22 protein-coding genes and 1 other RNA gene are annotated in these 19,069 nt (G+C 66.3%); 14 read left to right on the forward strand and 9 right to left on the reverse strand.

All coding sequences use genetic code 11. From position 1 onward, the window contains the following. Positions 1–38: 38 nt before the first annotated feature. Positions 39–1,103, reverse strand: a complete 1,065-nt coding sequence (gene hrcA, locus TEP_RS11355; RefSeq protein ID WP_049468881.1) for a heat-inducible transcriptional repressor HrcA — start codon at positions 1,101–1,103, stop codon at positions 39–41. Positions 1,104–1,218: 115 nt separating this feature from the next. Here hrcA and recN point away from each other — a divergent pair, with 115 nt between their 5' ends. Then, positions 1,219–2,880, forward strand: coding sequence for a DNA repair protein RecN (recN, locus tag TEP_RS11360; RefSeq protein WP_132825353.1), 1,662 nt, complete (start codon positions 1,219–1,221; stop codon positions 2,878–2,880). Between the two features lie 151 nt (positions 2,881–3,031). Here recN and TEP_RS11365 read toward each other — a convergent pair whose 3' ends face one another. Further along, positions 3,032–3,949: a LysR family transcriptional regulator gene (locus TEP_RS11365; RefSeq protein WP_132825354.1), complete on the reverse strand. Its 918-nt coding sequence runs from the start codon at positions 3,947–3,949 to the stop codon at positions 3,032–3,034. A gap of 97 nt (positions 3,950–4,046) precedes the next feature. Here TEP_RS11365 and TEP_RS11370 point away from each other — a divergent pair, with 97 nt between their 5' ends. Beyond that, positions 4,047–5,297, forward strand: a complete 1,251-nt coding sequence (locus tag TEP_RS11370) for an SGNH/GDSL hydrolase family protein (RefSeq protein ID WP_132825355.1) — start codon at positions 4,047–4,049, stop codon at positions 5,295–5,297. Positions 5,298–5,359: 62 nt separating this feature from the next. Here TEP_RS11370 and fur read toward each other — a convergent pair whose 3' ends face one another. Beyond that, positions 5,360–5,776, reverse strand: coding sequence for a ferric iron uptake transcriptional regulator (gene fur, locus TEP_RS11375; RefSeq protein ID WP_132825356.1), 417 nt, complete (start codon positions 5,774–5,776; stop codon positions 5,360–5,362). 103 nt (positions 5,777–5,879) lie between these two features. Here fur and bamE point away from each other — a divergent pair, with 103 nt between their 5' ends. After that, positions 5,880–6,275: an outer membrane protein assembly factor BamE gene (bamE, locus tag TEP_RS11380; RefSeq protein WP_049468453.1), complete on the forward strand. Its 396-nt coding sequence runs from the start codon at positions 5,880–5,882 to the stop codon at positions 6,273–6,275. Between the two features lie 35 nt (positions 6,276–6,310). Here the strand turns inward: bamE and TEP_RS11385 are convergent, their stop codons facing one another. Together TEP_RS11385 and TEP_RS11390 are read right to left on the reverse strand one after the other, a co-directional pair. Beyond that, a complete protein-coding gene (locus TEP_RS11385) occupies positions 6,311–6,568 on the reverse strand; it encodes an RnfH family protein (RefSeq protein ID WP_132825357.1) in 258 nt (85 codons plus the stop codon). Positions 6,569–6,571: 3 nt separating this feature from the next. Further along, entirely contained in the window at positions 6,572–6,997 is a 426-nt protein-coding gene (locus tag TEP_RS11390) for a type II toxin-antitoxin system RatA family toxin (protein WP_049468448.1), read from the reverse strand. A 57-nt stretch (positions 6,998–7,054) separates the two neighbouring features. Between TEP_RS11390 and smpB the strand changes: the two genes are divergently transcribed. Both smpB and TEP_RS11400 read left to right on the forward strand, forming a co-directional pair. After that, positions 7,055–7,558, forward strand: coding sequence for an SsrA-binding protein SmpB (gene smpB, locus TEP_RS11395; RefSeq protein WP_025878861.1), 504 nt, complete (start codon positions 7,055–7,057; stop codon positions 7,556–7,558). Then, the gene (locus TEP_RS11400; RefSeq protein WP_132825358.1) at positions 7,558–7,986 is read left to right on the forward strand and encodes a GNAT family N-acetyltransferase; all 429 of its coding nucleotides are present in this window, start codon (positions 7,558–7,560) and stop codon (positions 7,984–7,986) included. Before smpB ends, TEP_RS11400 begins: the two co-directional genes overlap by 1 nt. An 82-nt stretch (positions 7,987–8,068) precedes the next feature. On the opposite strand, the gene TEP_RS11405 is transcribed toward TEP_RS11400, so the two are convergent. Next, on the reverse strand, positions 8,069–8,641 hold the full coding sequence (locus TEP_RS11405; protein WP_132825359.1) for a hypothetical protein: 573 nt from the start codon (positions 8,639–8,641) through the stop codon (positions 8,069–8,071). 241 nt (positions 8,642–8,882) lie between these two features. On the opposite strand from TEP_RS11405, the gene ssrA reads away from it, so the two are divergent. From ssrA to TEP_RS11450, 8 genes are all read left to right on the forward strand, one after another. Then, positions 8,883–9,275, forward strand: a transfer-messenger RNA (tmRNA) gene (ssrA, locus tag TEP_RS11410). A gap of 119 nt (positions 9,276–9,394) precedes the next feature. Further along, positions 9,395–9,748, forward strand: a complete 354-nt coding sequence (locus tag TEP_RS11415; RefSeq protein WP_025878857.1) for a TM2 domain-containing protein — start codon at positions 9,395–9,397, stop codon at positions 9,746–9,748. Between the two features lie 24 nt (positions 9,749–9,772). Further along, positions 9,773–10,096 carry a HEAT repeat domain-containing protein gene (locus tag TEP_RS11420; protein WP_132825360.1) on the forward strand — a complete coding sequence of 108 codons (324 nt, stop codon included), beginning with the start codon at positions 9,773–9,775 and terminating at the stop codon, positions 10,094–10,096. Positions 10,097–10,188: 92 nt separating this feature from the next. Beyond that, positions 10,189–10,656 (forward strand): hypothetical protein, encoded by a 468-nt coding sequence (locus TEP_RS11425; RefSeq protein ID WP_132825361.1) that lies wholly within the window; start codon positions 10,189–10,191, stop codon positions 10,654–10,656. Between the two features lie 116 nt (positions 10,657–10,772). Beyond that, positions 10,773–12,776, forward strand: coding sequence for an alpha/beta fold hydrolase (locus TEP_RS11430; protein ID WP_132825362.1), 2,004 nt, complete (start codon positions 10,773–10,775; stop codon positions 12,774–12,776). Positions 12,777–12,844: 68 nt separating this feature from the next. Beyond that, the gene (locus tag TEP_RS11435; RefSeq protein WP_132825363.1) at positions 12,845–13,825 is read left to right on the forward strand and encodes a hypothetical protein; all 981 of its coding nucleotides are present in this window, start codon (positions 12,845–12,847) and stop codon (positions 13,823–13,825) included. 79 nt (positions 13,826–13,904) lie between these two features. After that, positions 13,905–14,777, forward strand: coding sequence for a glyoxalase III HchA (gene hchA / locus TEP_RS11440; RefSeq protein ID WP_132825364.1), 873 nt, complete (start codon positions 13,905–13,907; stop codon positions 14,775–14,777). Positions 14,778–15,165: 388 nt separating this feature from the next. Then, positions 15,166–16,020 (forward strand): endonuclease/exonuclease/phosphatase family protein, encoded by an 855-nt coding sequence (locus tag TEP_RS11450; RefSeq protein ID WP_132825365.1) that lies wholly within the window; start codon positions 15,166–15,168, stop codon positions 16,018–16,020. An 18-nt stretch (positions 16,021–16,038) separates the two neighbouring features. On the opposite strand, the gene TEP_RS11455 is transcribed toward TEP_RS11450, so the two are convergent. Then, complete coding sequence (locus TEP_RS11455) at positions 16,039–16,302, reverse strand: hypothetical protein (RefSeq protein ID WP_132825366.1); 264 nt, start codon at positions 16,300–16,302, stop codon at positions 16,039–16,041. Between the two features lie 140 nt (positions 16,303–16,442). On the opposite strand from TEP_RS11455, the gene TEP_RS11460 reads away from it, so the two are divergent. Further along, a complete protein-coding gene (locus tag TEP_RS11460) occupies positions 16,443–16,820 on the forward strand; it encodes a VOC family protein (protein ID WP_132825367.1) in 378 nt (125 codons plus the stop codon). A 41-nt stretch (positions 16,821–16,861) separates the two neighbouring features. Here TEP_RS11460 and TEP_RS11465 read toward each other — a convergent pair whose 3' ends face one another. Further along, entirely contained in the window at positions 16,862–18,283 is a 1,422-nt protein-coding gene (locus tag TEP_RS11465; RefSeq protein ID WP_132825368.1) for an efflux transporter outer membrane subunit, read from the reverse strand. Next, complete coding sequence (locus TEP_RS11470; RefSeq protein ID WP_132825369.1) at positions 18,277–19,014, reverse strand: SDR family oxidoreductase; 738 nt, start codon at positions 19,012–19,014, stop codon at positions 18,277–18,279. The genes TEP_RS11465 and TEP_RS11470 overlap by 7 nt, the downstream gene beginning before the upstream one ends. Positions 19,015–19,069 lie beyond the last annotated feature (55 nt).

Raw genomic sequence — 19,069 nt, forward strand, 5'->3', positions numbered from 1 at the left:
CGCCTCCACCCACCCTAGTGTGGGCGGGATGCTGCGTTTCAAGCGTCCGATGCACCCGGAGTTCGCCCGCCCGGCGAAAAGGCCGCGCCGAGCACATCGGCGGTAGCCTGGACCAGCGGAATCATGCGGTCGTAGGCCATCCGCTTCGGCCCGATCACGCCCAGCACGCCCAGTACCTGGCCGTTGGCGGTGTACGGCGCGGTGACCAGCGAGACCCCTTGCAGGGGCACCACGCCGGTTTCCTCGCCGATGAAGATGCGCACCCCGGGGGCCTGGATGGTCCGCTCCAGCAGCTGCAGGATCTCGCGCTTGCTGGAAAACAGCTCGAACAGCTCGCGCAGGCGCTCCAGGTCGGACAGGTCCTGCACCCCCATCAGACGCGTCTGGCCGGCCACCAGCATGTCGTCGGCCGGCGGCTGCAAGGCCTGCTCGGCCAGCTCGACGCTGTGCGCCAGCACCTGTTCCAGCTCGGAACGGGCGTCGCGCAGCTCCAGCAGCAGGCGGGTACGGATCTCGGCCAGGGGCAGCCCGGCAAAGTTGGCATTGAGGTAGTTGGCCACCTGCTCCAGCTGCCCCGGTGCGAAATCCTGGCGGGTCTCGATCACCCGGTTCTGCACTTCATTGTCGGCAAAGACCAGGATCGCCAGCACCCGGCGCCCGTCCAGCGCTACGAAATCGATCTGGCGGAACGCGAACTGCTCGCGGCGCGGCGCGCTGACCACGCCAACGAAGTGGCTCATCGCCGACAGCAGCTCCGAGGCACTGCCGAGCAACGCCTGGGTACTGCCGCCTCCGGCCAGCTCCTGACGCAGTCGGGCCAGCTCGCCTTCGCCCGGCGGCTGCATCTGCAACAGGCTGTCGACGAACACCCGGTAACCATGCGCGGTCGGAATCCGGCCCGCCGACGTATGCGGCGAGGCCAGCAGGCCCAGGTCTTCCAGGTCACCGAGGATGTTGCGGATGGTGGCCGGACTGACCTCCAGACCGGCCACGCGCGCCAGCGTCTGCGAACCCACGGGCTCGCCATCCTGGATGTAGCGCGCGATCAGCGTGCGCAGCAGGTGCCGTGCGCGCGGGGCAAGTTGGTCGGGAGAACCGTGCATGGAATCAACCTGTGAGACAAGGACATTAGATAATGGCGGCGCATCCCCTTGGCAAGTCATTGGACGACCCCGCCGCGCGTGCTAGCGTTGCGCGGCTGCAGACACCCCCTTACCCATGCTCAGACATCTTTCAATCAAGGATTTCGCCGTCGTCCGCGCCACCGAACTGGAGTTCGGGCCGGGCATGACCGTGGTTTCAGGCGAGACCGGCGCGGGCAAGTCGCTGATGGTCGACGCCCTGGGCTTCCTGTCCGGCCTGCGCGCCGACAGCGGCGTGGTCCGCCATGGCGCGGCCCGGGCCGAACTGTCGGCCGAATTCGCGCTGGACCAGCTGCAGGCCGCCCGCCAGTGGCTGGCCAGCAATGAGCTGGACGATGAAGACCAATGCCAGCTGCGCCGCGTGATCCGCGCCGACGGCGGCTCGCGCTCGTGGATCAACGGCCGCCCGGTCACCCTGGCGCAGCTGGCCGACCTCGCCGGCCTGCTGGTGGAAATCCATGGCCAGCATGAGCAGCAGGCCCTGCTGACGCGTCCGTCGCAGCTGGCCCTGCTGGACGCCTATGCCCGCAACGAAAGCGAACGCCGCCAGGTGCGCCGCGCTGCCGCCACCTGGCAGGCGCTGGTCGATGAATCCCTGGCACTGTCGCAACAGGGCGACGTGAGTGACCGCATCGGCTTCCTCGAACACCAGCTGCGCGAACTGGACCGTGAGGATCTGGAGCCGGAGTCGATCACCGCGCTCGGCGCCAGCCATCGCCGTCAGGCGCATGCCAGCGCCCTGTTGGCCGCCTGCCAGGCAGCGTCGGACCAGCTCAACGGCGACGAAGGCCACTCGGCGCTGGACCTGCTGCAGCAGGTGCGGCATGAACTGGCCAGGGTGGCCGAACATGACCCGCGCCTAGGCGACGTCGATGCCCTGATCGACAGCGCCTCCATCCAGCTGCACGAGGCCCTGGCCCTGCTCGACCGGGTGCATGACGACCTGGACGCCGATCCGGACCAGTTCGAGGAGAACGAGCGCCGCCTCGGCCGCCTGCACGACCTGGCCCGCAAGCACCGCGTACCGATGGATGAGCTGGGTGCGCAGCGTGAGCGCATGCGCGCCGAAGTGGAACAGCTGCGCGGCGCCGACGAGCGCCTGCAGCGTCTGGCCGGCGAAATTGAAAAGGCCGCAGCGGCCTGGCGTGCCGAGGCCGCAGCACTGACCACCAGCCGCCGCACCGCAGCTGCCGAGCTGTCGGCCACCACCACCGGCATCATCGCCGAGCTGGGCATGGGCGGCGGCCAGTTCCTGATCGAGCTGGAGCCGCAGGACAACGGCAAGCCGGACCCGCAGGGCGCCGAGCGCGTCGAGTTCCTGGTGGCAGCCAATGCCGGCCAGCCACCGCGTGCGCTGCGCAAGGTCGCTTCCGGTGGCGAGCTGTCACGTATTTCGCTGGCCATCGAAGTGGCCGCGCTCGACCTGGATGCAGTGCCGACCATGGTGTTCGACGAAGTCGACTCCGGCATCGGTGGCGCGGTGGCCGATATCGTCGGCCAGAAGCTGCGCGCCCTCGGCGAAAAGCGCCAGGTGCTGTGCGTGACCCATCTGCCGCAGGTCGCCTCCAAGGGCCACGCCCATTACCGGGTCAGCAAGGCACCGGTGGAAGGCATGACCCAGAGCGCGGTGGAGAAGCTCGACGCAAAGGCCCGCGAGGAAGAGCTGGCGCGCATGCTGGGTGGCGTGGAAGTGAGCAAGGAAGCCCGCGCCGCCGCGCGCAAGCTGCTGCAGGTGTAGGCCCCTGCACGCCTGTTGGCGCGTGAATCGCGCGCATCATCCACGCATGGCGTGGATCTCCTGCGGGCCTGACGCCTGGTATTGCCGGCCGCTGGCCGGCAACCCGGTGCGCATGGGCGAAGGTCATGAAATTGCCGGCCNGCGGCCGGCACTACCCCCGCGGCTGCGTCAGGTCGACGTTCTCCACCAGGAAATCAAGGAACGCGCGCACCCGCAGCGGCAGGTAGCCCCCCTGCCCCAGGAACACCGCGTGCACCTCTTCCAGGTCGCCCGGGTTGGCGTCCTCCAGCACCGGCAGCAACCGGCCTGCCGCGATGTCGGCCTGCACCTGGAACGCCGCCAGCCGGGCCAGGCCCAGCCCACCCAGCACCAGCTGACGCAGCGCGTCGCCATTGCTGGCGCGCGCATTCCCGCTCGGCAGCACCCGCTGCTGCTGGCCATCCTGCAGCAGCGGCCAGCCCTGCACCGACCGTGCATGGCCGATATCCAGCCGGTTGTGCGCCAGCAGTGCGTCGGCATTGGCCGGCAGTCCGTGTCGTGTCGCATAGGCCGGTGCCGCCACGATCATCATCCGCGTTGCACCCAGCCGGCGCGCGACCAGGCTGGAACTCTTCAACGGACCGGCCCGCACCGCCACATCGGTGCGCTGCTCCAGCAGATCGATCACCTCGTCGGTCAGGGTCAGGTCCACACCGACCTGCGGGTGGCGCTGCAGGAATTCCGGCAGCAGTGGAAGCAGGAAGTGCTGGCCGAACGGCACGTTGGCATTGACCCGCAGCCGGCCGCGCGGCTCGGCGTGGGCGCTGGCGCAGCGTTCGGCCTCTTCCAGATCAGCCAGCACCCGCAGGCCGCGCTCATAGAACGCGCAGCCCTCCGGGGTCAGCTGCAACTGGCGGGTGGAGCGCTGCAGCAGGCGTGTACCCAGCCGCTGCTCCAGCCGCGCAACCAGCTTGCTGACCGCCGACGGCGTCATCTCCAGGCTGCGGGCGGCGGCGGAAAAGCCGCCGGTTTCGATCACCCGCACGAATACTTCCAGTTCGCCGGATCGGTTGATGTCAGTGCGTGCCATGCCAATGAATTTGATTCACAGATGATTGTCCATGCGCATTCTAGTTCACAGATGACCCTGGACGCACCATGACCGTCCCTCCCACCGGGTCATCCCGATGAATCGCCTGAGCCAACTGCCCGCTACCGCCCTGCTTGCCCTCTCCGGCGACGCCGCCGCGTCACCTGCCCCGCACTGGGTCGCCAGCTGGCAAGCCAGCCCGCAGCCGGTGTGGGGCAGCGATTTCCTGTTTCCCACCCTCATTCCCGGCCAACTGCAGGACCAGACCTTCCGCCAGAGCGCTCGCATCAGCCTGGGCGGGTCGCGCCTGCGGATCCGCCTGAGCAATGCCTACGGCACCCAACCTTTGCGGATCGGCGCTGCCAGCATCGCCGCCCATACGGGGGACACGCCGCAGCCGCTGCGCTTCGACGGCCAGCCCGGGGTCGTGATTGCGCCCGGGCAGGACCGCCTGAGTGATCCGCTCCCCCTTCCCACCGCTGATCGGCAGGCGGTGCAGGTCAGCGTTTACCTACCCGACCGCACGCCGCTGCAGAGCTTCCATTGGGAAGGGCGGCAGACCAGTTGGATTGCGCCGGGCGACCAGCATCAACGGCCCGCACTGCGGGACGCCAGCAGCACCACGGCCCGCCTGCTCCTGTCGGCCATCGACGTCGAGGCCCCGGCCATCGCGCGCAGCGTGGTGGTGATCGGCGATTCCATCACCGATGGTGCCACCGCCAGCCTCGACCAGGACCAGCGCTGGACCGATCACCTCGCCGCGCGGCTGGCACCAGAAGGTGTAGCAGTGGTCAATGCCGGCATCTCCGGCGGTCGCCTGCTGCGCGATGGCATGGGCGAATCGGCCCGCGAGCGCTTCCAGCGTGACGTGCTCGACCAGTCCGGTGTCGCCAGTGTGATCGTGCTGATCGGCATCAACGACATCAGCTGGCCGGGGACGGCCTTTGCCCGCGACGAGACGCGACCGACCCTCGCCGAGTTGCAGGCCGGCTACCGCGAACTGGCCCAGCGCGCCCATGCCCGCGGGCTGCGCATCCTCGGCGCCACCCTGACCCCGTTTGCCGGCGCCCTGCCCGGCACCCCGCTGGACGACTACTATGCCGCGGACAAGGACGCCCTGCGCCGGCAGCTCAACGCCTGGCTGCGCACGGACAGCCCGTTCGACGCGGTGATCGACCTCGACGCGGCCCTGCGTGATCCGGCCGATCCCTCACGGATGGCGGCAGCCTACGACTCCGGTGACCACCTGCACCCGGGCGATGCGGGGAACCGGGCGATGGCCGAGGCGGTGGCTCTGGACGTCCTGATGGGGCCATCCACGCAGGGCGTGGATCTACCGCGACGCTGAGGCCATAAAGCAAAAACCCCGGGCATGCCCGGGGTTTCGTCGCAATCAACTGGCTGCGGGGCTTACTTGCGCTTCCTGCGCACGTACAGCACCAGCGAGTGCTCTTCCAGCTCGTAGCCGTGGTCGGCCGCGATCTTGCGCTGCAGGTCTTCGATCTCGGTGCTTTCGAACTCGATGATCTTGCCGGTGTCCACATCGACCATGTGGTCGTGGTGGCCGCCGCGGTCGAGTTCGTAGACGGCCTGGCCGCCTTCGAAATTGTGCTTGAGCACGAGGCCGGCAGCCTCGAACTGGGTCAGCACCCGGTACACCGTGGCCAGGCCAATCTCGTCGCCATGCTCCAGCAGCTGGCGGTAGATGTCCTCGGCGGTCATGTGGTGCTGGTGGTTCTGGGCATTACGCTGCTCGAGCAGCGCCAGGATCCGCATCCGCGGATGGGTCACCTTCAGGCCGACTTTACGCAGGTCGTGGGTTTCCATAGGTCTCCGTTCATTGGCGATTTAGCGCCAGCTGCCTCGGATTGGGTCGCGGTGGCACGCCGGGAGTGTATCATCGGATCGATTTCCCCAACCGCCAGTCCCGATGCGCAATCTCCTGTTGGTCGCCGCCGTTGCCTTGTCCACCACCGGGTGCGGCATCATCTACAAGCAACCCATCTACCAGGGCAACCTGATCCGGGAAGATGCCGTGGCCAAGCTGCAGGTCGGGCAGAGCAAGCAGCAGGTCAACGCCCTGCTGGGCACCCCCTCGGTGCCGGACCCGTTCCACGCCCAGCGCTGGGACTACACCTCGACCGAGCGCGTGAACCGCCTGGGCCGTACCGACGTGAAGAATTTCGTCGTGTACTTCGAAAATGATGTGGTCACCCGTTGGGAAGGCGATTACTTCCCGGCCAACGACAAGGCCCTTGCCCAGCAGACCGTGCGCCAGTTCGGCCGCAATCTGCCGAAGGACAAGAAGAAGAAGGGCGGCCGCTGAGCCACCCTGCCCGTCCTCCGGGACGGGCCTGGGGATCACTTGCCGCGGGCGCGACGCCGGCGGTTGTCCTTGGGGTCGGCCTGCAGCACGCGCAGCAGCTCGACGCGATCGCCATCCAGCAGCACCTGCTGCGGTCGCGCCAGTACGCCATGCACTGCGGCGGCCGGACAGTCGGCACTGCCTTCGAGCCCGGCCGTTGCTATCGCATCAGCCACGGTCGCCCCTTCGTCCAGCTGCAACCGGCGCGACAGCACCCGTTGTGGCCAGGCCAGCACGACCTCGACCTCGATCATCGTTCAGTCCTCGTCGGCGACGCGGACGAAATCGTTGACCATGCGATCGGCCAATCCCTGGAAGCCGATGGCCAGCGCCGGACCCAGCAGGCGTGAACTCGGCTCGAAGTCCAGGGTGAGGGTGACCTTGCAGGCATCTTCAGCCAGGGCATGGAACTCCCAGCGGCCGTGCAGTTGCTTGAACGGCCCCTCGCGCAGCTGCATGTCGATGCTGTGCGGGCGATGCAGGGTGTTTTCGGTCTGGAACCAGGTACTGAATGAACCCAGGCCCAGGTCCAGGCGAGCGACCAGCCGGTCTTCGCCCTGCTCGACGATGCGGGCGTCGGAGCACCAGCGGAAGCGGCGCGGATAGGCCTGGACGTCGTTGACCAGATCGAACATGCGCGCGGCCGAATGTTCGACCAGGGCACTGCGGCGGATAGTAGGCATGAATACAGGACGCTTCGGCAATCGACCGGGCGGGCCCGAATCGGAGACAATACGGAAATGAGCAAGAACACCGGCAAGGATAAAGCAAAGAGCGCGACGGCCAACAAGACCATCGCGTTGAACAAGCGTGCCCGTCACGAGTACCACATCGAAGACCGCTTCGAAGCCGGCCTGGCCCTGCAGGGCTGGGAAGTGAAGTCGATCCGCGCTGGCCGCGGCAACATCGTCGACGCCTACGCCTATGTGAAGGACGGCGAGATCTTCCTGATCGGCGCGCAGATCACCCCGCTGATCCAGGCCTCCACCCACGTGGTGGCCAACGACCGGCGCGAGCGCAAGCTGCTGCTGCACCGGAGCGAGATCGACAAGCTGGTCGGCAAGGTCGAGCGTGATGGCTACACGATCGTGCCCACCGCCATGTACTGGAGCAAGAACAAGATCAAGCTGGAAGTGGCGCTGGCCAAGGGCAAGCAGACCCACGACAAGCGCGATGCCGCCAAGGATCGTGACTGGGCGATCGAGAAGCAGCGGGTGATGCGTCGCGGCAACCGCGACGCCTGATGGAGCGCGCCGGCACACCTGCGGTCGCCAATGCTGAAGACGCGCGCGAGCTGTGCGCGCGGTTGTCTGCGTTCAACCGCGCCAGCAGCGGTTTCGACTTCGAAGACGTGCCGGTCCGGCTGGCCTGGCGCGATGAACAAGGTCAACTGCGCGGCGGACTGCTTGCCGATGTCTGCGCAGGTTGGCTGCAGGTGCACGTCCTGTGGGTCGACCCGGAACTTCGCGGGCGTGGCATCGGCCAGCGCCTGTTGGCGGATGCCGAGACCCAGGCCCGTGACCTTGGTGCGCGCGGGGTGATGCTAGACACCTTCGACTGGCAGGCCGAACACTTCTACCTGCAACAGGGCTATGAAGTGTTCGGGCGGCTCCCCGACTGCCCGCCGGGCCACGAGCGGATCTATCTGCGCAAGGTGCTGCCAGGCCTTTAGCCCACGGCACGCCCGTCTGCTTCCGAAGAACTGCGCCAGACTGCCCCAGCGCGGGGCATCGCCCACCGTTACGGGCAACGACTCAACCCGCCAGCAGGCCCTGCCCGCGCAGACGCGGTGACAGCGCCGCGTGCATCACTGCCAGATGCATCACCACCGACAGCTCCGGAGCATGGCGATCATCACCGGCACGCCACTGCTGCGCCAGCCGCGCGGCGTCGACGGGCAGCAGGGCCAGCAACTGGGCGTCGTCCAGCGCGTCGGCGGAGGCCTGCAGCTGCCGCGCCAGTTGCCGCGACTGCCACACGTGCACGCCAATACTGAGACTGGCCACCGACATCAGGGTCAGGGCCAGGCCATGTTCGAACCACTGTGACAGCACATCCGGACCCCACAGGAGTGCGGCCAGTACCGCCAGGGCCGGCAACCGCCAGCCCAGCCAGTGGAAGCGGCCACGCCGAGGCCAATGCACCACCACCGCACTGGAAATCAGCGCGGCTGCGGCCGTGGCCGGCAACCCGGTTGCCCAGGTTGCAGCCAACAACACCGCCAGCACCGCCCAGACCCAGCCGGGCGGCAGTGCCCGCCGCTGGTAATCGGCCCCTACCGGGCCAACCAGCTGACGCAGGCTGCGTTGTTGCATTGCTTCGGTCACCGGCCGTCCTCCGTATCTGTTCTGGCTGGAATGGTCCTAGCCAGTGTGTCGCAAATTCGTGCCCACGACGTTAGCAATCCGCTATGACGGAAGCTCTACAACATGTTGCGGATTGGCGTGACGACGGTTGGGCGAGCCGGGTGACTGTTCAGGGTTTTTGGCGTAGCATGTGCGGTGTTAGGCAGGTACTGATCGTGGCGACACGGAACAGGCCTCGCACCTTGCAGAACTTGAAGAAACCGGGGGTGCATTGGTTTCGACGGGGGTTGTGAAGTCGCCTGGCGCATGCCGAGGGGGTAGCTTTCCTCGTAAATCCAGCTGCAAAACTCTAGTTGCCAACGACGACAACTACGCTCCGGTCGCTCTCGCAGCCTAAAAACTGCGGTGCGTGACCTTCTGCCGACTTAGGCGGAGCCTCGAAACTGCTTGTGTCCATGCTCGCAGCGTAGAGTCATTATCATGGAATCGCGCTGGGCGGCTGCCTGTCAGTCCGGCACAAGAACACAACAGGCTGGTTCCCGGGTGCGCTTTGCACACCGTGCTGCTCGGGGATGAGATTCAACGGTGAGCTAAGCATGTAGTGCTGGGGATGGAGTGCCTTCGGACGGCGGTTCAATTCCGCCCACCTCCACCATTTGTACCGCCCTTCGGGGCACGAAAAGCCAGATCTCCCGTCGATTGGGGTCTGGCTTTTTTGTTGGCCGCATCAGGTCCAGAACCGCTGCCTCGACAAGGAGAAGCACCGTGGCGTTGATGAACAGCTCCGAATGCAACTGCAAGGCACGCAGCGATACGGCGATCTGCCCGACCTGCGATGCAGCTGCCCCACCGGCCACTCAGCAGCCAATCGACGCTGTCTATGCGGCACCGGTATCGCAATCTGCGCCTATCGCCAGGAACCGGGCCATCTACATCCTGCTCGCCCTGTTCCTGGGCATTTTCGGCGTCCACAACTTCTACGCCGGTTACCACGGACGCGCGGTCTGCCAACTACTGATCACGCTGTTGTTGGGCTGGCTCTTGATCGGCGTGCTGTTCACCGGCCTATGGGCACTGGTGGAAATGATCACAGTGGAAACCGACGCCTCTGGCGTGCAGATGGTGTAATCCTTGGCTACGGGAGGGGCCGCCATGGATCTCGACAGAATCGACGTTGTCTCTTGGCTCGACCAGATCCTGGATCAGGATCCGGCAACCTATGAAGACGCCTACTGGGGTCCCCGCCCGGCCGCGGCCATTGCGGTGCCCCACCTGCTTGCCCGGCTGCCGGCGGTGGATGATGGTTACTCGCGCGGAAAGCTGCTGGAACTGCTCGGCGAATCAGGCGACAGCACGGTCAGCCCGACCCTGCGGGCTGAGCTGCAGCATCCGTTGGAAGAGGTCCGCCAGTGGGCGCAACTGGCCTTGGATGCCCTTGATCGGGGAATCCCTTGGCAGCCCAGCGAGGGGGCCTAGCCGACAACGCTGCCCTGCCCCACACTTCAGCCTGTCTTCCCGGACTTGGTGCCGGCGCCTACGCTGCTCCGCGACATACAGAAGGATCTGCAATGAACAAGCCCCTTGTCGCCCTGATGCTGGGCCTGGCCTTGACAACCGCCGCTGTTGCCGCACCTCCGGCAACCAGCACCACCGCGCTGGAAACTCTGCTGGCCTGCAAGGCGGGTTCCGATTTCACTGAAGCGCAGGTGGAGCAGGCATTCCATGCCGCCGGCCTGAGCCGCGACCCCGGCAGCGTGTTCGAGCCCAAGGGCAAGCCGGTAGCGCTGTTCGGAGGCACCGTAGCCAGCGCGGATGTGAGCATTTCCAAGCCCTACAAGAGCCTGCACGTGTATCTGCAGGGCGTTGATCACCAGCGTTTGGCCCGATCCTGGGGAGTGACGACGGTCAATGACGCGGCCGAGACCGAAGCGCCTTCCTACCTCAAAAAGATTGATGCCACGCACACGCTGCATGTGGGTGCCGGTGACGAATACGAAGGTTATTCGGCTGCGGTGACCTGCCTGATAGAGGGATGATCTGCGGGGAGACCGGCTGACAGGCGGGGTTCGCCGGGCACGGTCCGGCGCTGCCGCAGGCCTGCTTCCGCGTTGACACGCCTGCCGCTAGAGTGGCGCCAGCGCAGGGAGTCCACATGGAAAGAACAGGCATCGGCGTCATCCGCACCACCTTCATCCTCGTTGCCCTGCTCGCCCTGAGCGGATGCGCGACGCTGCGCCAGTTCGGCCCATCGGTGCAGGTGGGCACGGTCACTCCGGGTCAGTACATCGCGCTCAAGCGCGGCGACATTCTCACCAGCGGCAAGCTCAGCGCGGCCACCATGGAGACCCTGCGCGTGGCCGGCCTGGACGAGGGCGCCTGTGCCAAGCCCGGCCTGCCCTGCATCGAGGCGATGGAGGGCAGCATCGTCGTGCGCGAGGAAGACAAGCGCTCGGCGCTGGCCGAACTGTGGGTGCAGTACGCGATGACGATGCCGGCGCCGAAGCGCGAGTCGGCGTCGGTGGCCCGCAGCAAGGCCGCGACGGCCCCGCCTGACCCGACCTTCCAGCCGCGCCTGGATGCGTGGATGCAGATCGCGCGGCAGTCCTACGCGTATCTGTTCTTCACCGAACGCACCGCCAACCAGCGTGGTTTCGAAGACCGCCAGACCCAGGTGCGCGACTACTACAACCTGGCCGTGCAGGAATCAGCCGTGATGCTGTTCGAGGCCTATTCGAGCAAGCAGGTGCGCAACGACAACGGGCGGTTCCAGTTGGGTCGCTGGACCTTCGTACTCGCGCCTGCCGACGATGGCCCGGCAGCGGACACGCGCGAGCCGATCGAACTGGTACCGGCCGCATCGATGTCCTTCACCGGCACCTTGCGCAGCGTGCATCGCCGCGATGGCTTCGGCGCCGAACTGGTGGCGGTGATGGCCGACCCGGCCAGCACCGGGCCGGCGGCCGCCGCCGCTGGTACCGCAACGACGGCCGAGCGCGACTGGAGCGAGATGCCGTCGCCGTCGATGACCGTGCTGCTGCGTTTCTCCGGCAACAACCTGTGGGAAGTGCTGCACGACGACGAGCCGGAACTGGAGATCCACGATCCCTACCAGGTGGCGGTGGTGGAACTGCACGGCGAGCAGGTGCCACTGGCGGCGAACTTCACCGCCGGTTACGCGCTGTGGCTGGCCCGCTCCAACTTCAGCCGGCAATCGCTGCGTACGCTGTTCGGCGGCAAGGGCGGCATCGACAAGCCGCATCTGTTCATGATGCAGCCGTATGATCCGGACCGCCGCGTGCTGCTGATGATCCATGGCCTGGCCAGCAGCCCGGAGGCGTGGGTCAACGTGGCCAACGAGCTGATGCGTGACGATGAGATCCGCGGCGACTTCCAGATCTGGCAGTTCTACTACCCGACCAACATGCCGATCGCCCTCAGCCACGATGAGATCCGGCGGATCCTGCATGAGACACTGCAGCACTTCGACCCAACCGGCAAGGCGCTGGCATCGCGCGACATGGTGGTGGTCGCGCACAGCATGGGCGGGGTGATTTCGCGGCTGACGGTGTCCTCCTCCGGCGACCATCTGGTCGATACCCTGCTGGCGACCGCGCAGATGACCCCGGCGCAGCGCGAACTGCTGCGTACGAAGGGCGCGCCGGTGCTGACCTTCCAGCCGGAACCGGAAATTTCACGGGTGGTGTTCATCGCTACCCCCCATCGCGGCACCGATGTTGCCGGCACGCGCCTGGGGCGCTGGCTCGGCCGCTTCGTGCGCCTGCCGCTGACGGTGCTGGAGGATGTCGCGACATTGGCAAACGACGGCAAGGTCGAGCGCAACGATGACAAGCACGGCTACCAGATGAACAGCATCCAGAACCTGGACAAGGACGACGCCTTCGTCAAGGCCGTGGCCGATCTGCCGATATCGCCGAAGGTGCGTTACCACTCGATCATCGCGCGGACCCAGGCCGAAGGTCCGCTGGAAAAGACCGACGATGGACTGGTTCCCTACTGGAGCTCGCACCTGCCGAAGGCCGTCTCGGAAAAAGTGATCGTGTCCGGTCACAGCGTGCAGGAAGCCACGCCGGCCATCGTCGAACTCCGTCGCATCCTGCATGAGGACATGGAGGCTCATCCTCTGCCGGCGAAGTAGCGCACGACTTGCAGCAACCATGGCCCGCGCTTTCCCGTCCGGGCCACCGACAACAACGAGGCAATGGAATGCATATCTCAACACTGGTCGAGCTGCTCGGCAGCAAGGGCTCGGATGCGCATCTGCAGGCATGGTTCGCGCAGCACGGTATCGGCAAGACCCCGACCACGATCAGCGCGAACCAAGGGCAGAAATCGGTCAAGGACAAGCTCCACGACATGGAGTTCTACTTTGCCTTCGACATCATCAATGATCGCTTCTATCCGCCCACCGTCGGAGCGCGTGGCAGCCTGCTGAGCCACTTCAAGTCCGCCACCCTGTTCAGTCGCCGGCCCAAGGGTAATCCGCCAAAGCCCGAAGGCTTCTGGGACGGATACGTGCAGCCATCAGCCACACTCCAGGACTGCCTGGCGTACTTCAACGGCCGGTTGGAAGAATTCGGCGACACCGCCTACTTTGAAAAGCCGCTTACCGGGGACGTCGACATCAAGCTCTGGTTCTGCAAGCGCAGGCAGCGCGTGGACACCATCCAGCTCAATCTGCATGAGGACCGCGAGTTCATCGGCCATCATGATTTCGACCCTGGCAATGAACACAACACCACCCCGCAGGCGGCAACGCTGGTACTGAAGTGGCTGTTCGATCGCCGGCACCTGCGGCTGCCGCAGGCACTCTACGATGCCGGGTTGGAGGATGATCACCAGGCGATCCTGCGCTTTGCCGAGCAACATCTTGGCAACCACGTCTGGGCAGGCCAGCTTCACGATTCACCTGCGCTGCGCAGCGTGCTGGCCCACACCAGGACCACCCGCCCCCTGCAGCTGGACAACGGCAGCCCGCTGCACCTGTTCGACAAGTGGCTGTACCTGAAGGCAGGCGGAGCATGGGAACGGCATCAGGCCCTCTACAACGACGACACACTGGCCGACTGGAGTGCGAGCGTGGATGCGTTCGAACGCGCGGTGGTGCTTGATGCCGCGCAGCGACAGGCTTTCCTGGCGATGCTGGACGACGCCTACCAGCGGGTTCAGCAAGCACACCCTGCCTAATCGCATTGGGGGGACATCCCTCATCGTGCGTACGCATCGCTCTGGCTAAGGTGACCACTCTCTTCCGCAGGAGGTCCGCATGAACACGTCAGAGCCCAGCCGTCAGCCCAGTCCCGATCCGGCCGAGCGGGATGCGTTTTTCCCGTCGCCCTACTCGCTGTCGCAGTTCACTTCGGCAACCACCGATCTGTCCGGCGCGGACTATCCCGATGCCCGTCGTGACGGACGCTGGAAAGTGCTGATGATCGCCGCCGACGAACGTTATCTGCCGACCGCCAACGGCCACCTGTTCTCGACCGGCAACCATCCGGTGGAGACGCTGCTGCCGATGTATCACCTGCACAAGGCCGGTTTCGGCATCGACGTGGCCACCCTGTCGGGCAACCCGGTGAAGTTTGAATGGTGGGCGTTCCCACGCGAAGACCGCGAGATCGGCGACCTGTACGAACGCTACGCAGCCCGCTTCCGCCAGCCTCTGCACCTGGACGAGGTGGCGAGGGCACTCGATGCCGGTTCGGACTATGCCGCGGTGTTCATTCCCGGCGGTCACGGTGCGTTGATCGGCCTGCCGGAAAGCCGCGCGGTGAAGACCACCCTGCAGTGGGCGGTGGACAATCAACGTCACATCATCACCCTCTGCCACGGCCCTGCCGCGCTGCTGGCAGCCGGCGTGGATGAAGCCGGTGGCGGTTCATTGTTCCGCGGGCATCGGATCTGCGCCTTCCCCGATGCGATGGACCGGCAGACCCCGGATATCGGCTACATGCCGGGTCAACTGCCGTGGTTCTTCGGTGAGCGCCTGGCCCAGCAGGGCGTGCAGATCGTCAACGAGGGCATCGATGGCAGCGTGATGCAGGACCGCCTGCTGTTGACCGGCGACAGCCCGCTGGCGGGCAATGCGCTGGGCAAGCTGGCTGCGCGCACCCTGCTGGATGCGTTGGCCGGTCGCTGAGAGGACCGGCACTTCCTGCCAGCGTAGGTTGCGCGCTACACAGGACCGCACCTGTGTGCTGCTGCAGGTGTGGCGCCTGTGGCACCGGCAAATGCCGCCGAAGAGGTCGGCCTGCAGGAAGAGTGCGTGCCCTTGCGGGCCGGCCTCGGCGTCCACCAGCGTTGCACGTCTTTACGTGGTCCATGACGCTGGCACCCGCGTGGCCAGCGACCACTACAACCGCGACGGGAACGGGATGATGTACGACCCCTGATCGACCAGTGGTATCAGCCGGGCGGTCGCACGCCGTCCGCCCGGCCCTTGCAGCCGCCCATCCCGGCATACCGCTGCCCGTGTCTTCCATGGCATCCTCCATGAAACCGCTTTCATGGAATGGAGGGATTCCACGATGTTGTCTCGCTTCCGCACGTCCGCGCTCTGCGCACTCCTGGCTTTTGCACTGCCCGCCGTCACCTGGGCAGCCTCACCCGCACCGTTGAAGGTCATGTCATTCAACGTGCGCACGCCTGCCGACACCGACCCTGGCAAGCGCTGGGAAGACCGCCGCGATGCCATGGTCAAGGTGATCCAGCAGGCGCATCCGGCGGTGATCGGCACCCAGGAGCTGGTGCTGGAGCAGGCCAATTACCTCGCCGAGCATCTGCCCGACTATCGCTGGTTCGGCGAAGGCCGACGCGGCGGCAGCGGCGACGAGCACATGGGCGTTTTCTACGACAGCAAGGTGCTGGCAGTGGAGCAGTCCGGTAACTTCTGGCTGTCCGATACACCCGAGGTCGCAGGCAGCATCAGCTGGGGCAACCTGTTCCCGCGCATGGTCACCTGGGCAGTGTTCCGTCGCCTGGATGATGGCCGTCGCTTCTACTTCATGAACACTCACCTGCCCTACCGCGACGAGGACGAACCGCGGCGGATCAAGGGTGCCGAACTGATCGCCACGCGCGTGGCCGCGCTGCCTTCCGATCTACCGGTGGTGCTGACCGGTGATTTCAACAGCGAGCCCGGCGGCGGCACCTACCAGGCCTTCACCCGGGTTCTGCAGGACACACGCACCCAGGTCAAAACACCGCAGGGGCCGCGCCTGACCTTCCACAACTTCACAGGAACGGCGACCGCCGAGCTGGACTGGGTGCTGGTACGTGGCTTCCACGCGCGCAGCTTCCTCACCGATGACCGCCGCATCGACGGCGTACTGCCCTCCGACCACTTCCCGCTGGTGGTTGAGCTGGACTGGCCGAAACACTGAGCAATGCGGCGACCCTCGCTACGGCGATGGTCGCTTGCCCAACAGGCGGTACAACGCCTGATGCTGATCGCGCGCTTGGCAGATGCGTGCGCCGACGGCAAGGAACACCGCAATGCCGACAAGGCCAACACCCAGCATTGAATCGGGCAGGCGCACGAAGCCGATCACCGCGGCCATCGCTGCCAGTACCAGCAACACCACCACGAGGACCGACAGCCCGGCCCCCGGCAGGCCGGGATCACCGAGCAGCGTCCGTTGCGCCGATGGCTTCTGTTCGCTCATGTCCTGTCCTCCCGTGGTTTTCCCCACTAGTTACACGGCGGGCGGCACTTCCGGCAGAGTCAGAAACGTCACAGCGGCGAGAACGTCCACGGCGGCCCACGCGCTACCCTGCCAGCATCCTCGTTGAGCGGAGACAACGCATGACCCATCGCAGCCGACTGGCCGGGTTCATCATCGATTGCCAGGACACGCCCGCCGCAGACAGCGCGCGCTTCTGGGCCGCAGCGCTGGGCCTGCAGGCCGAGCCCGCCCGTGCTGAAGGCGACGCAGAGTATGCCGATCTGACAGGCGCGCCGGCGGGATTGAACGTGGAGGTGCAGCGGGTCGATCACCCGTCGCGGGTGCATCTGGATATCGAAAGCGACGACATCGACGCCGAAGCCGAAAGGCTGGAAAAACTCGGTGCCCGCCGGGTCGGTTTCGTCAAACGCTGGTGGGTGATGGAAGCGCCCACCGGTCATCGATTCTGCATCGTGCGCATGCGTGATCTCGATGCACCGGCCAACCACTGGCCATGATGAAAAAAGGGACGGAAGCAGCTGCTTCCGTCCCCGGTCGATCAGCGCGCCTGCGCCACGCTCGGCGCCTGCGGTGACTGACCCCAGCCACCGAGTGCCTTGTACACACCCACGACACTGACATTGACCTCTGATTCGGCGGCCGCCAGTGCATCATCGGCCACCAGCTGCGTGCGCTGCGCGTCCAGCAGGGTCAGGAAGTCCTCCGACCCTTCGCGGTAGCGGATCTGCGCCAGCGATTCGGCACGCCGCGCCGCCTGCGCCTGCTCGACCACGATGGCCAGCCGTGCCTGCTGCTTGGAGTACCGGGTCAACGCGTTTTCGGTGTCCTCCAGCGCCAGCAGCACCGCCTGTTCGTACTGCGCGGCCACGCCCTCGGCCTCGGCCTTGCTGGCACGCAGGCGTGCCTTGACCGTACCGAAGTCGAATGCCGCCCAGCTCAACGACGGGGTCAGCGACCAGGCCTTGTTGTTGCCGTTGACCAGGCCACTGGCATCGCCACCGAGGAAGCCGACGAAACCGGACAGCGACAGCCGCGGGAACAGATCGGCCGTGGCCACGCCGACACGCGCGGTGGCGGCGGCCAGGCGACGCTCGGCCACGCGCACGTCGGCACGCTGGCGCAGCAGTTCGCGGGTATCACCCAGCGGCAGTGCCTTGGCAAACGCCGGCACTTCGTGCGGTGCCAGCATGGCGGTCAACACTTCCGGACGCTGGCCAAGCAGGACAGCCAACCGGTTGCGCGACTGCGTCTCAGCCACTTCCAGCAGCGGGATGTCGGCCTCGATGGCCTTCAACCGTGCGCGGCTGCTCTGCACGTCCAGCTCGCTGCCGGCACCCAGTTCCCAGCGCGCCTCGGTCAGACGCTGCGTATCGCGCAGGTTGACCAGGGTGCGCTGGGCCACCGCGATGCGCTTCTGGGTGCCACGCAGTTCGAAGTAGTTGCGTGCCACTTCGGCAGCGATCAGCACCTGCGCGTCGGCAAGGTTGGCCTGCTCGGCGTCCAGGTCGGCACGCGCGGCCTCTGCAGCACGGCGCTTGCGGCCGAACAGATCCAGCTCCCAGCCCGCATCGAAGCCGAGCTGGTAGCTTTCACTGAACACCCGCTGCCCACCCAGCTGCGGATCGGGTTGCTTGCGGCGGTCGTAGCTGCCGCCAGCGGTAACGTGCGGCGCCTGATCGAAGCGGCTCTCGACGAACACGGCACGGGCCTGGCTGACGCGGGCGACAGCCACGCGCAGGTCCAGGTTGTCCAACAGCGCGCCGTGCACCAGTTCTTCAAGCACCGGGTCATCGAACTGCGCCCACCAGCTGGCCACCGGCGAGGCGGTGCTGAAGACCGGCTGCTGTGCACCCTGCAGGACGACGGGCTCCTGCACCGGTGCCTTGTAGTTGGGGCCGACGCTGACACAGCCCGCCAGCACCAGGCTGGAGACGGCCATCGCCAGGGTGCGGATCACCATGGCAGCACCTCGCCCAGGTAGGTGAAGCTGCCGCTGGCGCCGGACTCGCCGATCAGTGCCATCTGCACGCTGGAACGCGCGCCCTCGGCGATTTCGATCTCGCCGTTGCCACCGTTCATATCGGTTTTCACGTAGCCGGGGTGCACGGTGTTGACCTTGATCGGCGTACTGCGCAGTTCATGGGCCAGGGCCAGGGTCCAGCTGTTCACCGCGGCCTTGGACGCGTTGTAGGCCGGGATCTTGAAGTCGTAGATGCCCGAGGTCGGATCGGCATGCAGGGTCTGCGAGCCGAGCATGCTGGAGACGTTGACGATGCGGCCGGCCTTGGCCTGCTTGATCAGCGGCAGGAAGGCCTGGGTCACCGCCACCAGGGCATACACGTTGGTCTCGAACGTGCGACGCCAGGTGTCCAGCGACTGCTCCGACGGCAGTTGCGCCGGGTTCTCGATCATGATGCCGGCGTTGTTGACCAGGATGTCCAGGCGACCGTGGCGCTGGCGCACCTGCTCGACCGCCTCGGCGATGCTGGCGCCATCATTGACGTCCAGCTGCAGCGCTTCCACCGGCAGGCCCTCGGCCTGCAGCTTCAACGCCAGTTCCACTGCGGTTTCGCGCTTGCGCCCGGCCAGCAGCGTGTGCACGCCGGCCTGTGCCAGCTGGCGCACGGTTTCCAGGCCGATGCCGCGGGTTGCGCCGGTGACCAGCGCGATCTTGTTCTGATGGGTGTTCATGGATTCATTGCCTTGGTAGGGGGAAGCGGGCGCCGGTGGTTGCCGGCGCCGCTGT

Origin of the sequence: Stenotrophomonas sp. TEPEL (genome assembly GCF_004348785.1) — a bacterium.
In the GTDB taxonomy this organism is placed as follows: domain Bacteria; phylum Pseudomonadota; class Gammaproteobacteria; order Xanthomonadales; family Xanthomonadaceae; genus Stenotrophomonas; species Stenotrophomonas indicatrix.